We start from the raw sequence: 16,963 nt of genomic DNA, 5'->3' as shown, positions 1-16,963 counted from the left end.
TTCAGGTATACCCTCAAAACCCTTAAATAGACTCAATAAATGAATAAAATCATATTAAGTGGCATATTGCTGTGTATGACCAGTTCCGCATTTTCCCGCCCAAGCCAGACTATCCCGAGTATGGACGAGCAAGTCAGCCAATTTTATGATATCCAACAAACGGATATGACTTACGGTGACCGTGCGCTGCGCATTTACAGTGCAGTGCCCTATAATGTCACCGCACAACGCCCTATCCTGTATATGCTTGATGGTAATGGTTTATACCCCAAAGCGGTTAATCGCGCAGTTGAAAAGCTGCCAGCGGATAAACTACCGATTATTATTGGGATTGGTTACCCCATTGACGAAGCCTTTCCAAAAGCATGGCGAACCTACGACTATACTCCCCCTGTTGCGGGTGACGAATTTAAACAAGGGGGCGGTTCCCCTGCGCTATACCAATTTTTAACTGACACTATTCGCCCATGGGCAGAAAAACAGTTTCCTATTGATAAAAGCAAACAAACCCTATTTGGCCATTCATTTGGTGGATTATTTACCTTGATGGCGTACCAACAACAACCGGATGATTTTCAGTTTTATGTTTCTGCCAGCCCGTCATTATGGTGGGGTAAAGGAAGTATGGTAGATTTAGCGAAACTGACAGCGAAACAAGCGGCTTCCCCTCTATTTGTGACTTTAGGCGGTTTAGAAGAGAGCCCTGATTTATCCAAACTGAGCGCTGAACAAGTGCAAAATTACCAAGCGCGCAAAAGTTGGATTAGCACACGCCAAGTTTGCACTGAGATTGCAAACCACCAAAGGCACTGTGAATTTAGGTTATTCGACGGCAAAAACCACGGTTCAGTGATCCCCGATGCTATCGATAAAGCCCTTGATGTCGCTAGCCAATAAGACTAATTGATGGGTTTTAGGAGATCGCTGTAGAGCTCTGCTAGAACCCCCTTTTCACCAAATTCTTTGCGGATCCACTGCGTCACAAGCCCAGTAGCTGAATGTTGTGTGGCTAATAGCATATGGGAATCTTGTCGTGGGTTCTGAATTTGTTTTGTTACCAACAAACCATGTTTAACATGGTCTTTGATCATATAATCGGGTAAAAACCCAATCCCTTCACCTAATATCTGACACTGGCATTTAGTATTAAAATCAGGCACTTGAATTGCTTCTTGCCCATGTAACAACCAACCCACCCGCTTATTAATGGTATGCGCGGTATCTTCCACCATAATATTGGGATAAAGGCGTAGCTGGCTCTCAGCGATGGGCTCTGGCATCAGTGCCAATGGGTGAGTTGCTGCGATAGCAAATTGCCAGTGAATCGCACCGATTTCAGTGTAGTCAATTCCACCGCCATCCATCAACGTACCCGGAGCACCAATCGCAATATCTGCATGGTTATTAATAATGGCATCCCAAACCCCATTATACACCTCGGTTGTCACAGTGATGTGGCAGGTAGCAAACTGTTTTTTTAATATTTGTAATAACTTAGCGGTATGATACGGCGTATATAATAACTGATTAATACAAATACGTACCCGCGCTTCAATCCCCTGCTCAATAGAATAAATACTTTTTTGAATGGAATGGAAATTATTGAGCAAGTCGGTTGCTTTACGATAAAAATAATACCCTGCTTCTGTGAGTTCAATATTACGGGTATTACGAATAAATAACGCGACATCTAAATAGGTTTCAATACGTTTGATGGTATAACTCACCGCAGAGGTGGTCACGCCTAACTCTTCCGCTGCTTTACTAAAACTCGCAAACTTCGCTGCTGTTGTGTAAGTCAGTAAGTTTTCTTCCGTAAAAATTGAGTTCATACCCACCGCCAAAAATGTTTAAAATTTAGACAAATCATGTTTTTATGTGAATAAAATTCAATAACGTAAAAATCAGATTATTTTTCGAGCATATTTTTATAGCTTAACAGAATTATTAACAACTGGAATAGATTAAATTTGATATGCATTTTCCCCAAGTAAAAACCCTACCTTTAAAGTCACTATTAATATTCGAAATACCTAATATTATTGAATTAAATAGGCAAACCAAGTATTAACATTCTATACAGACACGATCAATAAAATTACAAATTTAACAAATTAAAAACTTCCAATTTGATGTCTATCACAGAACTGAGTAAATCATGATTTTCGATTTTAATTAACAAAAAAAATCACACAATTTGGACCACAAAATAGCCATAAATCATCAAAAAACGCTAAAAAAGAATGCTCGCACGCACAAAAAAGCCAGATTATTGAATTAAATTCAATAATCAAATGCCCCATTGATGAATTAAATTTAAATGGATTCTTTTTATTAATGACAATTGCTATGCTCTAACCATCATAAATAATCTTTAAATTGTCTTTATCTATGTTGGTGATAGCAATAAACCAACCTAAGGGGAAATGATGACAGCCAGTACTCTCGCTCACGATTTTTTAACCGCAGCTGAACAAGGACAATTAGAGTTATTAAAAAGTTGTCTCGAAAAAGGTGTGGATATTAATATCACTAACCGCCAAGGCCGCACTGCGATTGTTAATGCAAGCCTAAACAAACATTATGAATGTGTCTCTTTCCTCATTAATGCAGGGGCCGATATTAATAAACAAGACCAAACCTGTTTTAACCCTTTTTTATTAAGCTGTCTTAATAATGACCTCACTTTATTACGCATTGTCTTACCTGCAAAACCAAATTTAGACTTATTAACCCGTTTTGGTGGTGTGGGAATTACACCAGCCAGTGAAAAAGGCCACGTGGAAATTGTTCGCGAACTACTTGAAAAAACCGATATTAATGTCAATCACACCAACTTTGTTGGTTGGACCCCTCTATTAGAAGCTATCGTGCTCAACGATGGGGGCGAAAAACAGCAGCAAATCGTTAAATTACTATTAGACCACGGTGCGAACCCTCATATGACTGATAAATATGGTAAAAAACCATTAGAGTTAGCACATGAAAAAGGCTACAGCGAGATTGCTGAGTTACTGATTGCAGCAGGGGCATAGCGAAATCATAGACTCTAAATAAGATAAGGAGGCATGTGAACGCATCCATATCTCATCGGCAAAGGTTATACGGGCTAACGGCTGATACACAATTTCTCAATCTGTTGCATCAGCCCTCACCCCAAGGAACGATAGAACAAGTATTTAATAAAGCCATTAACTTTTCTATTGATAATGCACTTTATACATTGCTTTGTTCTCAATTAGATAATGCTCCAAATAGTTGCCGATTAATAAATAAAAATTTTTCTCTTTTCAATATTAAAAAAGGAGAGTCCATTAATTTATTAAATAAAGAAATATTGATTGGTGATAATTATTTATTATCATTTTCTTTATGTAAAGAATGGCGGCAACCTGTTATCAACTTTAGCGATAACAAACTGAAAAATTCAAATTATTTATTATATATCGAAAAGCAAATAAATCGTTTGGATTTAATCTTAACTGAAAATAAAAGCTCTCTATTTAAATATCAGGGGGATAACTTTTTTTATCTCTCTATGATGAAGCAATTGGTTCAATTACGCTCTGAATTGATTGAATCAATAATTAAGAAAAATAAAGAAAATATTGTTTATGTGATCCGCCAGTTTGTTGGATTGGGTATCGGGCTAACTCCTTCAGGAGATGATTACTTAGTTGGGTTAATGGCATTTTTATTATTAATCGGTCATCCGGTTGCCACTTTTTACCCTGAATTTTTTAAGGGAATAACCCAAAGCTTAGGCCAGACGACACCAATCAGTGCCATCACATTAGAAAAAGCGTTAAACCGAGAATATCGTGAAAATATGCAGCAATTAATTCAATCATTAGTTGATGCGAAAGAAACCAATATTTATCCACAATTTTTAGAGATTTTAAATATCGGGTCGAGTTCTGGCAGCGACATGCTATTTGGCTTGCGAGATGCCCTGTATATCACCCATTATTTCGGAGAAAACTATGTCGACTAAAGTTGTCATAAAAAAGAATACCTATTTTGATTCCGTATCACTGATGTCTATTTCGACAAAAGCCAATCAACTCGACAATGTCGAACAAGCGTTTGTCGCGATGGCAACAGAGATGAACAAAGGCGTTTTACGTAATTTAGGGTTACTAACACCTGAATTAGAAGAAGCCAAAAATGGCGATTTAATGATTGTCATTAAAGGCCCAAGTGATGACGCTAACGAAGCCACATTAATTGCTATCGAAGAGTTATTTAATAAGAAAAATCAAGGTGGCGGGCAGCATGAAGCTAAATACGCCACTATTAATTCAGCGAAAACACATATCCCAGATGCCAACCTTGCCGTCATTTCAGTGAACGGTCAATTTGCTGCCCGTGAAGCGCGCATTGCCTTAGAAAATGACCTCAACGTTATGTTGTTTTCCGATAACGTCTCCATTGAAGATGAACTCGCGCTCAAACAGCTGGCTAGCAAGAAAGGCTTGCTGATGATGGGCCCAGACTGCGGAACTGCCATTATCAACGGAACTGCGCTGTGCTTTGGTAACGATGTACGCCGTGGCAGCATTGGTATCATCGGTGCATCCGGTACGGGTAGCCAAGAGCTCAGCGTCCGTATTCACGAATTTGGCGCAGGCGTTTCTCAATTAATTGGTACTGGTGGTCGCGATTTAAGCGAAAAAATTGGCGGTATCATGATGATTGATGCCCTAAAAATGCTCGATGCCGATGATGAAACCCAAGTTATCGCTCTGATTTCTAAGCCACCAGCCCCTAGCGTAGCCAAAAAAGTGCTAGAGCAAGCGGAAAAATGCCATAAACCTGTTGTTGTGTGTTTCTTAGGTAGCCAACCACTACCAGAAGACAAACCGGGTTTAACCTTCGCCCAAAGCACCAAAGAAGCAGCACTGAAAGCTGTTCTATTAACCGGTATTCGCAAAGAAGATTTAGATTTACACCCGCTCAATTTACCGCTAATTGATGAAGTCAGAGCAAAACTGAAGCCTGAGCAGAAATACATTCGAGGCTTATTCTGTGGTGGAACGCTATGTGACGAAGCCATGTTTGCCGCGCTGGAAAAATACGATGATGTTTACAGCAATATTCAGCCAAACTCTGACTATCGCTTAAAAGACCTCAATAAAAGTATTGCACACACCTTCCTCGATTTTGGTGATGACGACTTTACCAACGGTAAACCACACCCAATGATCGACCCAACTAACCGTATTGAACGTTTACTGCAAGAAGCTCGCGACCCTGAAGTGGGCGTCATTATGATGGACTTCGTTTTAGGCTTTGGTTCTCATGAAGACCCTGTGGGCGTGATGATTGACGCGATTAAAGAAGCGAAGAACATCGCCAAACAAGATGGTCGTGAATTAGAAATTTTAGGCTATGTGCTGGGCACTGACCAAGACACCCCATCGATGGATGCGCAAGTCAAAATGCTAACAGATGCCGGAGTCATCTGGGCAAGTAGCAGCACCAATACCGGTTTATTAGGGCGTGAGTTTGTATGGAAAGGGGAGAAAGCATAATGACTTCATTATTTAAGCAGCCATTAAATGTCATCAACGTTGGCATCGAAATGTTCAGTGATGACCTGAAAAAACAACATGTTCCGGTCACGCATTTAAACTGGACACCTCCAGGACAAGGCAACGTTGCGGTTATTCGCGCCCTTGACCAAATTGAAGGTAATGCCGCATTACAAGAAAAAATTGCGGCGGCTAACGCCCAAGCCCTTGAGCGTATTATTCAATCTCAACCTGTGTTAATCGGTTACGACCAAGCGATTAATGTGGTTCCAGGTATGACCAAAAACACCATCTTACATGCGGGCCCACCTGTAGCATGGAAAGACATGTGTGGTGCCATGAAAGGTGCGGTCACCGGTGCGCTGGTTTTTGAAGGTTTAGCAAAAGATTTAGCGGATGCCGAACGTGTTGCGGCCTCCGGTGAAATCATCTTCTCACCTTGCCATGAACATGATTGCGTCGGTTCGATGGCAGGTGTGACTTCAGCTTCAATGTTTATGCACATTGTTGAGAACAAAACCTATGGTAACCGTGCGTTCACTAACCTCAGCGAACAAATGGCGAAAATCTTACGCATGGGTGCCAATGACCAAAGCGTCATCGACCGTTTAAATTGGATGCGTGATGTTTTAGGCCCAATGCTACGCGACGCAATGAAAATCGTTGGTGAAATCGACCTACGTTTGATGCTTGCGCAAGCACTGCATATGGGCGATGAGTGTCATAACCGTAACAATGCAGGAACAACCTTACTTATCCAAGCGCTTACAACAGGGATCATTCAAACTGATTTCTCTGTTGCACAACAAAAAGAAGTGTTTGATTTTGTTGCAAGCAGCGATTACTTCTCCGGCCCAACGTGGATGGCGATGTGTAAAGCCTCAATGGATGCGGCTCACGGCATCGAATACAGCACCGTTGTTACGACCATGGCGCGTAATGGCTATGAATTTGGTTTACGCATCAGTGGGTTACCAGGTCAATGGTTCACAGGTCCTTCTCAGCAAGTTATTGGCCCAATGTTTGCGGGCTACAAACCAGAAGACTCTGGTTTAGATATCGGTGACTCCGCTATCACAGAAACCTACGGTATTGGTGGATTTGCGATGGCAACCGCACCCGCCATCGTTGCGCTGGTTGGTGGTACGGTAGAAGAAGCGGTCGATTTCTCTCGCCAAATGCGTGAAATCACCTTAGGTGAAAACCCGAATGTCACTATTCCATTATTGGGCTTTATGGGTATCCCTACCGCCATTGATATCACAAAAGTTTCTGCCAGCGGCATTCTACCGGTTATCAACACCGCGATTGCCCATAAAGATGCAGGTATCGGTATGATTGGCGCAGGTATTGTTCACCCGCCGTTTGATTGCTTTGAAAAGGCCATGCTGTCTTACGCACAGAAATATGCTTAGTTTTCAGCCATAAAAAAAGACGCCCAACTCCGGTTGGGCAATAAAAATAAAACGAATACCCTGATTGATTTTATTTGAAAAACAGTGCTGTAACTCAAAATATAGGAACATACCCTAAATAATTTGAATTGCAGCTAGGCGGCAAGTAAACGAGACCCTAGGAGCATACATAAGTATGTGACTAGGGCGAGTGAATGCAGCCAACAACGCTGCGGTTCAAAGTATGACGGGTATACAGGGGAATACTTAAAATGAGTATATTCAAAATCAAGTGGAAACGTGGGGATTTGGCCGCCTACTTCGGCTTAATGACCAACAACCTAACCAACCTACTCACCATGATGGGCCTGTTAATTTTCGTTGTCGGCATCCCATCTGAAATTGTTTACGGTCGTATCGCTCCCGCCTTTGGTTTCGCTGTTTTACTTGCCAGTGTGAGCTATGCTTACTTTGGTCAGCAAATGATCAAGCAAACCGGGCGCAATGACGTCACCGCTTTACCATCAGGGCCGAGTGCGCCTTCTATCTTTACAGTGACGTTCTTAGTTATCATGCCGGTCTACCAAACCACACAGAATGCGGAATTTGCGATCCAAATCGCGCTGGTTTGGTGTTTTGTTGAGTCGATGATCCTCGTGGGTGGTTCTTTCTTAGGTGAAACCATCCGTAAGATGATCCCACGCACCGTACTGTTATCCTGTTTGTCCGGTTTAGGGTTACTGTTACTGGCGATGAACCCAATGCTGCAAGCGTTTGAAGCCCCAACGGTTTCATTCATTGTGCTGTTATTAATCTTCATTAACTGGTTTGGTAAAAAACCGATTTTTGCTCGCATCCCAACTGGCTTATTGCTGCTAATTGCCGGTACAGTATTGGCATGGGTTTCTGGCTTGCAAAGTGCGGAAGCAATCAAAGACTCAATGGCATCATTTGGTTTCAACCCACCGGGTATTCATATTGATAGTTTCTTCCAAGGCCTGCCACACGCTCTGCCTTACTTAGCATCAGCGGTACCACTTGGTTTAGCAAACTATATCTTCGACCTGGAAAATATCGAAAGTGCGCATGCTGCAGGTGATGAATACAATACGCGTAAAGTCATGTTAGCTAACGGTTTATCATCGACAGTTGGCTGTTTTATGGGTAACCCATTCCCTGTCACTGTTTACGTAGGTCACGCAGGTTGGAAAGCCATGGGAGCAAGCGTGGGTTATACATTAGCATCCGGTATCACCATGTTTATCGTACCACTATTCGGTATCGGTGCCTTCATGTTAGCTATCATTCCAATGACCGCTATCGTACCGATATTGGTATTCATCGGGGTCGTCACCGCCAACCAAGTTGTGCGAGAAACACCAAAAATTGAAGTTCCCGTTATCTTTATCTGTCTATTCCCATGGATTGCTAACTGGGCATTGACGATGGTTAATAGTGTTATGGGCGCAGCAGGCACCTCTGCGAGTGCGATTGGGGTTGAAACCTTGCTACACAAAGGGGTTTATTACCAAGGTCTGGTTCATTTAGGTAACGGAGCACCTTTAGCCAGTATGCTGTGGGGCTGTATTGCTATCTTTGCTATCCTCAATCAACCACTGCGTGGAGCCATTGCTGCAGCTGCGGGGGCAATATTAGTATTCTTCGGAATTATTCACTCCCCAGCGGTCGGAATTGCGACTGGTTCAACCTTGATGTTTGTTTACGCATACCTCATGATGGCAGCTTTATTTGTACTCAAACACTTTTTAGACAGCCGGAAATCGGTGGAAGAACAACAAGCTGAAAAATCTGAGAAACTCAGTAAGTCAGTGTAACCAAGCCAACCTTTATAGTAGGTGTGCGCTGTACACCTACTATCAGCTAAATCTCTGTCTCAGGAAACATTAACAATGAAAGAACTCGTGGTTGTTGCCATCGGGGGCAACAGTATTATCAAAGATAACAACAGCCAGTCTATCGAAGCTCAAGAAAAAGCGGTTCAAGAAGTGGCGCTGCATATTAGTGACATGCTTGAAGGCAATTACAACATTGTTTTGACTCATGGAAATGGACCTCAAGTTGGATTAGATTTGCGCCGCTCAGAGATTGCACACGAAACCGAAGGTTTACCTTTAACACCGCTGGCTAACTGTGTGGCAGATACTCAAGGTGGAATTGGCTATTTAGTTCAACAAGCTTTGACTAACGTCTTAGCAAAACGCCATAACCGCCAAGCCATTACCGTAGTGACTCAAGTTGAAGTGGATAAAAATGACCCAAACTTTAGCGCGCCAACCAAGCCGATTGGGGCATTTTTTACTGGGCAACAGGCTCAGCAATTACAGCAAGAAAACCCAAACTGGCATTTTGTTGAAGACTCAGGCCGCGGCTATCGCCGTGTGGTGGCTTCCCCCGAACCAAAACGTGTCGTTGAATCACAAGCGATCCGCACCTTAACAGAACACAATTATGTGGTGGTTGCCGCAGGTGGCGGCGGTATTCCAGTCATTGATAACGGCAATGGTGGCTACAAAAGTGTTGATGCGGTGATTGATAAAGACCTATCAACAACCTTGTTGGCGAAAGAGCTCAATGCCGATATTTTAATTATCACCACAGGTGTCGAAAAAGTATGCATTCACTTCGGCAAACCTGAACAAAAAGCACTTGGCGAAACTACCACCAGCGACATGCAACGCTACATGGAAGAAGGCCATTTCCCAGCAGGTAGCATGTTACCGAAGATTGAAGCCAGCCTATCGTTTATTGCCAACGGTGGTAAACGAGTGATCATCACCACCCCTGAAAAACTACCAGAAGCTTTACGCGGTGAAACCGGAACCCATATTGTTCAAGGGTAAGTTTCTATAATCTGGATCATGCGAATTTTTTGTTCGTCGCAAACTGCAGTATCCCTCAGATCGTTTGATGACGATCTGGGTGGGTGAGTATCGCTTAAAAACAGGAAATTCGGCAGTAAATGGATATCACTAGGAGTTTCTATGAAAGCAGAAAAATCATCCGGCAGAAGAGAGTTCCTTTCCACCAGTGCTAAAGTGGCAGCCGCTTGCACTTTATTTGGTGCGGTATCGGGCTTTGCCTCCGCCCAGAGCCAAGCTAGCCAAACAGCAGGCCAATCCAGTATCACGGATAAACATTATTACCTTGATGACGTGTTACTCGAAACGGGTTTTAATTACCATGATTCGACGGTCGTCGGCACCCAAACCGCCTTACATACCGTAGAAATCCGTGACGGTATAATTGCAGCCGTTTTACCCAATAAACAACATGCAGATGGCACATTGAATGCCTATAGTGCGCAAGGCAAACTCATGCTACCGGCCTTTCGCGACATGCATATCCACCTCGATAAAACCTTCTATGGTGGGCCATGGCAGGCGCCACAGTCACGTGAAGGTAAAACGATTATGGATATGATCGCGTTAGAGCAAAAATTGCTACCTGAATTACAGCCTTTCACGGAAGAAAGAGCAAATGCATTGATCGCGCTGATCCAGTCCCAAGGATCAACGATTGCTCGTAGCCATTGTAATATCGAACCCGTTTCCGGTTTGAAAAATTTAGAAGCCTTACAAAAAGTGCTTGGAGAACACCAACAAGACCTAACTTGCGAAATCGTCGCCTTTCCACAACATGGTTTACTACATTCCAAGTCAGAAGGTTTAATGCGTGAAGCCATGCAAGCAGGCGCTCATTACGTTGGTGGTTTAGACCCAACCAATGTGGATAGCGCGATGGAAAAGTCTCTCGATTCGATGTTCCAAATTGCGTTGGACTACAACAAAGGCGTGGATATTCATCTACATGAAACAAGTCCCGCAGGCGTTGCCGCTATCGATTATATGATTAAAACGGTAGATGAAAACCGCAGTTTGCGCGGTAAAGTGACCATCAGCCACGCCTTTGCATTGGCAACATTAAACCCTGAACAAGCAGAGAAAACAGCGAAACAATTGGCTGAGCAGCAAATCACCATTGCTTCAACTGTTCCGATTGGCACACTGCATATGCCACTGAAAACCCTAAATAAAAATGGGGTATTTGTGATGACCGGAACGGATAGCGTGATTGACCATTGGTCGCCCTTTGGCCTAGGTGACATGCTAGAAAAAGCTAATTTGTACGCGCAGCTCTACACTCGCCCTGATGAGTTATCGCTGTCCCGTTCACTGGCCATCGCAACAGGCAATATTTTGCCACTAGATGAAAAAGGCCAACAAGTGTGGCCAGCTAAAGGGGATGACGCCAGCTTTGTGCTACTTGATGCATCTTGTTCTGCTGAGGCAGTCGCACGGATTTCCCCAAGGTTCGCGACTTTTCATAAAGGCCATTTAGCCCACGGAATGATGCCGAAGTCTGCTTCATAGTGATAAAAGAATAGCGCCTATAGGCGCTATTCTTGCCACGTTATTTTTTCAGTTTGAGCGTATTAAAGATTAAATCTAATAAACCTGAGTTATCTACGGATTGCAGTACAGTAATTGGCTTTGTTTTTGGTTCAGGAACTCCGACCCGTAGACGCAGTGCGTCATAGCAGAAGCTTTTGCCGCGCAGCGCTCCCTGTAGCTCAATACCTACATGCTTTTTATCATAAGTCACCAAACTCTTATCCAATAGCCATGCAACGGTTAACACATCATGTATCCAACACCCTGCTAAATGACGTGTCGCACGTGAATAGTCCATCCACGGTCGCATTGTTGCCACAAGAAAATGGCTCAGTGGCGTATCAATTTGTGCAAGCTTATCGAGATCCTCATGCACCATTTGCGTTTGTACCGTAACATCCATCGGTACTAAAGTCAGGTTTGCCCCACTATTAAGCACCGCATAGGCTGCTTCAGGGTCGACACCAAAATTAGTGTCTTTCAAATACCCCGGTACGTTAAAAACCGCCCCCATAACCACTATCTCCGCCACGTTTTGAGCCATGTCAGGAAACAGCTGAATTGCTATTGCGATATTAGTTAATGGGCCAATGGCAATAATCGTGATTTGTTTCGGGTTTTGGCAAACTAATTCACCAATACGTAACGCGGCTTCTGGGATAGACTTCGGTAAACTAGGTATGCGGGGAAGACCGTCCCATAGGTGTGTAAGTTCCGCTCGTTCAGCGCCGTTATCGAGTAGTTCACGCCATGGCGCGCTAGTTTCAACCAAGGCTGACGATGCACCACGATAAACAGGAATATTTTCACCCAGTGAATGAACTAAATGGCTGGCAACGTCAAAGCCAATTTCGCTAGGTGTATTACCCGAAACAGTGGTGATCATTTCCAATTTGATTTCAGGTGCAGCGATAGCCAGCGCAAGTGCCAGACCATCATCAACATTCGCACCAACGACCCCATTACCGGGGTCGCAATCTATAATTACTCGCATAAATTTCCCTGAAACAATAAATAATCAGCACCCGCATGAGTGCCCGATTTGTAATTCAAATTCCACTTCACAGATGGCTTCTTTAGATGGCCAATTTTGTAAAATTTGTATCGCTCTTTGCGCTATTTTATCAACAGGCTGGCGAACAGTTGTGAGAGTTGGAACGGTATATTCTGATTGCACTGTACCGTTAAAACACACCAGTGCAATGTCTTCCGGTACGCGTAATTTTAATTCTGCTAAGGCTTTTAAACAGCCAAAAGCTTGCAATTCATTCGTGGCAAAAATAGCTTCAGGGAACCCCTCTTCCCGCATCTGATAGATAGCCTGGTAGCCCCAAACGCGGGTATATTCCCCTGATAAAATCCATTTTTGTTGTATCGTTAAGTCAGCTTCTGTGAGTGCAGCTTTCCAACCATTTAAGCGGTCTTGGGTATTGAGCATCTCATTTGGGCCGCAAATAATGCCAATATTTTGATAGCCATGCTTAATGAGATGACGAGTAATTTTATAGGCTGCGAGCTTCTCATTCACTTGAATGGTACTGATCCCTTCTGTGGCTTCAATCCTATCAAGCATCACACAAGGCGTGCCTGATGACTGAATTAAATCAACATAGGGATGCCGGTCAACACTGGTATAAATGAGGCCTTCAACTTGCCTTAACAACAGGTTATTAATCAGCTCTTTTTCACGAACTCGTGAATCTCCCGCATCACCCAGCAACAAAACATGCCCATATTTAAACGCTTCTCGCTGCAAGGCATGCGCAATAGAGGCTAAAAACGGGTTAGAGATATCGGGGATCACTAGCCCATAGGTTTGAGTGCTACCCGACGCTAGCGCTTTTGCAATACCATTTGGCCGATACCCCGTTTTTTTGATTGCTGCTAACACCTTTTGCCGTGTTGCCTCTGCAACAGGACGAGGGCCATTGTTAATTACATAACTGACTACCGCAACCGAGGTTCCGGCTTCGCGGGCAACATCTACCCGCGTCACTTTACGGTCATTCGTATCAGACACTCAGCAGTTCCTTTTTCCAACATGACGTTGCCAAAGAATAGCAGCCACTCTGATTTTTATATACAACCATGCTCACTTATATCGCATCTTCAGGCAGGTTTAAGTCACGACCTCGGGTTTCTGGTGCAAAGAATGTGGTCACCAAACCAATGCCAGCCATTCCAATAAAATAGACGGCAATTGGCCACCACTGACCTGTCCAAGACAACAGTGCAGATGCCACTAATGGAGCTGTACCTCCGGATAAAATAGAGCCGAGTTCTTTAGCAAAGGCCATTTTAGTATAGCGATTACGCACGCCAAATAATTCTACGCCCCAAGCCGCTTGTACCCCGAAAATGCCCAGTGATGCTAACCCCATTCCAACCACTATCGTCGGAATAACGATCATCGGTTCGCGAGAGTCTAATAACATAAACGCGGGTACGGCATACAGCATCAATAGGAAACAGAACCAACGATAAACAATACGGCGCCCAAATTTATCTGATAACCACCCTGCAAATGGAATGATGGCAAAACCAAGGATTGAAGCAATTAAAACCGCCGTTGTTGGCACAGATTTATCCACCAACAATATTTTGGTGACATAACCGATGATAAAGCCTTGGGCGAGATAAGATGGGCCGTTTTCGCCGATACGTAACCCGACCATGGTCCAAAACGCACGCGTTTTTTGCCAAAATGAACGGTTATCAACAGGATGAGCCACGGTATCAGATTCCAATGCAAGGCGACGTTCTTCAGCAAGCTGCTCTTTTTGCCTTTCAAAAACAGGTGTTTCTCGCATATGCTGACGAATAAATAACGCCGCCAAGGCGATTAAAATACTGCCAAGGAAGGGAATACGCCATCCCCACGACATCAGGCTTTCTTTGTCCAATTGTAAAACTATCAGCCAAATCATTGAGGCCAGTAATGTTCCACTGTTGGAGCCTAATGCAATGATTGATGAAACTAAACCGCGACGTTTTACGGGGGCGTATTCGCCTAGCATCACAGTTCCACCGGATAGCTCAGCTCCTGCACCTAAGCCTTGGGCAAACCGTAGGATCACCAAACAAACGGGCGCCCAAACACCAATCTGTGCGTGGCTGGGTATCGCACCAATAAGGGTGGTAGATAACCCCATCAATGCAATCGTGATCACCATGACCATTTTTCGGCCATGTTTATCACCTAACCAACCAAAAAATAATGCACCAATTGGACGGGCGATAAACCCAACGGAATAGGCGGCAAAACTCGATAACAGCGCCATAATAGGCGTTGCATCAGGGAAGAAAACATCACCGAAAATAATACCTGCCGCTAAACCATAGCCTGCCGCTAAACCATAGAGAGCAAAATCCGCATATTCCATGGTTGTACCTAACCAACAAGAGAAAATCGCCCGCCGGAAATCTTTTTTTCCTTCCGGCGTACTTAACCGCTCTTGCGCGGCTTGTTGATTCGCCTCGATATTTAATTGTGTAGCCATAGTTATAAACCCTTGGTGTTGGCGCAAAGCCTATTAATCAAAAAATCTAACTGGCGTTTTTTATTTACTTAAAGGATAGTCTACGCGCGTAGAATTAAGCAAACGAGGGTATGCTATTTTGTGAGCGTTATCACTTGACGGCAAAAATATGAATTTTATGTGATGGCAATAATTCGATAGGAAATAAATAAAAAAGCTTAAAAATAAAAGCCACGTTCGAATAAATACCGTGGCTTTATCTGTTTATTTGACACTCAATAGATACTCGACAATATCACTCAACTTATACCATTTCATCCAAACTTCATCGTTAATTGGTTGCCCTGTATACTGTTCGATAGCCGCTATCAATTCCAACATTTCTAAAGAATCAATATGTACATCTGCGATTAATGTCGAATCAAGCGTAAAATCATTTGTAATACCAGAATAGGTTCGAATCTGCTGAATTTGCTCAAATAACCACTGCCAGTGAATTTCTGTCGATGAGTTCATTTTATTCACCTTAAGACTGCTTAGCATAATCTAATTTTTCATTTAAATTACGTGTCATTAACCCTTCTGCAGACAATACAACTTTAGCATTGCCATCAATATAAGATGTTCTATAGTGAGAGGCATTTTTAATGGACAAAAACGATTCTGTCTCTGCCGGTTTGGTTGATTTCTCCTGCACAAGTTCTCTGTTATTAGTCAGTTTCACACCCTCAGGGACTTTTTTATCTATTAAGTAACTGCCGTAATGGCTACCAAACTTAGGTTTAATATCCATTGGTTGGTTACTTTTACTGGCTAATTTAACCGAGGATTTAAACCGCTCTTCAATCGATTTCATGGCGTCTTCTTCCTCAACAGATAAAGGCTCCCCGTTAAGGCTTTCTAGATGAACATTCGATTTAATTATTTCAACCTTTTGGTCATTTTGAGCGTCGCTATTAAGGGAATCGTAATCTGGCGCAGGCTCTGTTTCTCTTGTATTCAATCCCCTTTGTGGTGATGTTACGTTTCTTTGTAATAAAGGTTCATTAATATCAAATGGCTTATCATTTTCATGTGTATTTGATGAAGGGAGCTCTTGTTCTGTACTAACATCAGCTCCTTGATAAGAAACCTGCTCAGCATTCTCACTCAATGGTGAGCTAGCGTAATTATTTATTATAGTTGTTGTATTATAACTATTTGCAACCGTTCTAGACGGGTTCGCTACTAATTGACGAGTTAAACCATCAACCTCATCACTTGGTAATTTATTGTCAGAGCTTTCCTGTTTCACAGATGCCGTTAAATTCATTTTGACTTTTAACGGCATAATGATGCCTATTTTTTTCTCTATGCTACGAAATATATTATTTAATTGCTGATACTTATCGCCATACTGATTAGCAGGAACTTTATTATATTCCATTATTAATTTAGAAATATCACTGTCTAGCTGTTCATTTGCTTCTGTGACTAAAAACTTATCTACTGAGTGGCTTTGAATTTCATTATCAGGGAAATATGCAGTTAATTGCTGTTTAATTGCCGGGGAAACATACTTCTCTTGGTAACGTGTTACCAAGTCATTATTCCCTTTAGTTAATAAAAAATTAGCGAGTTGCGTATCTACCTTTTCCTGTTGACTATTTAAAATATCTTTAACATTTTTATCTTTACTTAAATTTGTTGTACTTATACTCTTAACTAACTCTGTCGCTGCAGAAAGTAATGCTCGTGGTATTTCTTGAGGCTCAAATAACGTCAATACTACCAATGCACTTTCAGGTCTATGGTTTATCTCCTGCTGTAAAGTACAGCCATGCCCCCCAGCATTTAATGCCTTCTCGACCATCTCATAAGTAATATAACGATCAGAAGAACTAAGTAGTTGTGTAATTTCTTCTATTTGTTGTTGATGGTTACTCGCATGTAATTCATTAACATCGCCAGAGATATTAATTTCATTTTTAATATTATTCTTAGGTAATAAACTTTCTGTTCCCGATGGGATAATTTTATTTAGTTGATTAGAAAACCCACTGCTAATTTTTTGATTATGGTTAATGTTATTAATGCTAGTCTTACACGGGCTGTGAATGGATGATATTGACATCATAAGTTATCCTTATAATAAACGATTATTA

The 16,963-nt window shown here is 42.5% G+C and carries 14 protein-coding genes; 8 read left to right on the top strand and 6 right to left on the bottom strand.

Annotated elements, in window-relative coordinates:
- Positions 1-39 precede the first annotated feature (39 nt).
- The gene (locus tag P3L37_RS00910; RefSeq protein WP_042851465.1) at positions 40-897 is read left to right on the top strand and encodes an alpha/beta hydrolase; all 858 of its coding nucleotides are present in this window, start codon (positions 40-42) and stop codon (positions 895-897) included.
- Between the two features lie 2 nt (positions 898-899).
- Here the strand turns inward: P3L37_RS00910 and P3L37_RS00905 are convergent, their stop codons facing one another.
- Positions 900-1,832, bottom strand: a complete 933-nt coding sequence (locus P3L37_RS00905) for a LysR substrate-binding domain-containing protein (protein ID WP_109912354.1) — start codon at positions 1,830-1,832, stop codon at positions 900-902.
- A gap of 597 nt (positions 1,833-2,429) precedes the next feature.
- Here P3L37_RS00905 and P3L37_RS00900 point away from each other — a divergent pair.
- The 7 genes from P3L37_RS00900 to P3L37_RS00870 all read left to right on the top strand — a co-directional run bounded on the left by P3L37_RS00900 (position 2,430) and on the right by P3L37_RS00870 (position 11,319).
- Positions 2,430-3,035, top strand: a complete 606-nt coding sequence (locus tag P3L37_RS00900) for an ankyrin repeat domain-containing protein (RefSeq protein WP_109912352.1) — start codon at positions 2,430-2,432, stop codon at positions 3,033-3,035.
- A gap of 35 nt (positions 3,036-3,070) precedes the next feature.
- A complete protein-coding gene (locus P3L37_RS00895; RefSeq protein ID WP_109912349.1) occupies positions 3,071-3,994 on the top strand; it encodes a DUF2877 domain-containing protein in 924 nt (307 codons plus the stop codon).
- Positions 3,984-5,534, top strand: a complete 1,551-nt coding sequence (gene fdrA / locus P3L37_RS00890) for an acyl-CoA synthetase FdrA (protein WP_109912346.1) — start codon at positions 3,984-3,986, stop codon at positions 5,532-5,534. The genes P3L37_RS00895 and fdrA overlap by 11 nt, the downstream gene beginning before the upstream one ends.
- A complete protein-coding gene (locus tag P3L37_RS00885; RefSeq protein WP_109912345.1) occupies positions 5,534-6,949 on the top strand; it encodes a DUF1116 domain-containing protein in 1,416 nt (471 codons plus the stop codon). The genes fdrA and P3L37_RS00885 overlap by 1 nt, the downstream gene beginning before the upstream one ends.
- 251 nt (positions 6,950-7,200) lie before the next feature.
- The gene (locus P3L37_RS00880; RefSeq protein ID WP_004266166.1) at positions 7,201-8,763 is read left to right on the top strand and encodes a hypothetical protein; all 1,563 of its coding nucleotides are present in this window, start codon (positions 7,201-7,203) and stop codon (positions 8,761-8,763) included.
- 75 nt (positions 8,764-8,838) lie between these two features.
- On the top strand, positions 8,839-9,789 hold the full coding sequence (locus P3L37_RS00875) for a carbamate kinase family protein (RefSeq protein WP_109912344.1): 951 nt from the start codon (positions 8,839-8,841) through the stop codon (positions 9,787-9,789).
- A 141-nt stretch (positions 9,790-9,930) separates the two neighbouring features.
- Positions 9,931-11,319, top strand: coding sequence for an amidohydrolase family protein (locus P3L37_RS00870; RefSeq protein WP_109912342.1), 1,389 nt, complete (start codon positions 9,931-9,933; stop codon positions 11,317-11,319).
- Positions 11,320-11,359: 40 nt separating this feature from the next.
- On the opposite strand, the gene P3L37_RS00865 is transcribed toward P3L37_RS00870, so the two are convergent.
- The 5 genes from P3L37_RS00865 to P3L37_RS00845 form a co-directional block, all read right to left on the bottom strand.
- Complete coding sequence (locus P3L37_RS00865; RefSeq protein WP_109912341.1) at positions 11,360-12,334, bottom strand: nucleoside hydrolase; 975 nt, start codon at positions 12,332-12,334, stop codon at positions 11,360-11,362.
- Between the two features lie 24 nt (positions 12,335-12,358).
- On the bottom strand, positions 12,359-13,360 hold the full coding sequence (locus tag P3L37_RS00860; RefSeq protein ID WP_109912339.1) for a LacI family DNA-binding transcriptional regulator: 1,002 nt from the start codon (positions 13,358-13,360) through the stop codon (positions 12,359-12,361).
- A 76-nt stretch (positions 13,361-13,436) separates the two neighbouring features.
- Complete coding sequence (locus P3L37_RS00855) at positions 13,437-14,840, bottom strand: MFS transporter (protein WP_272667469.1); 1,404 nt, start codon at positions 14,838-14,840, stop codon at positions 13,437-13,439.
- A gap of 243 nt (positions 14,841-15,083) precedes the next feature.
- Positions 15,084-15,335, bottom strand: a complete 252-nt coding sequence (locus tag P3L37_RS00850) for an acyl carrier protein (protein WP_004266172.1) — start codon at positions 15,333-15,335, stop codon at positions 15,084-15,086.
- 10 nt (positions 15,336-15,345) lie between these two features.
- Positions 15,346-16,935, bottom strand: a complete 1,590-nt coding sequence (locus P3L37_RS00845; RefSeq protein WP_162598840.1) for a hypothetical protein — start codon at positions 16,933-16,935, stop codon at positions 15,346-15,348.
- Positions 16,936-16,963 lie beyond the last annotated feature (28 nt).

The sequence above is a fragment of the Providencia sp. PROV114 genome, assembly GCF_032704305.1.
GTDB classification, from domain to species: domain Bacteria; phylum Pseudomonadota; class Gammaproteobacteria; order Enterobacterales; family Enterobacteriaceae; genus Providencia; species Providencia rettgeri.
The sequence above is the reverse complement of the archived record's forward strand: the minus strand, read 5'-3'. Positions and strand labels throughout refer to the sequence as shown.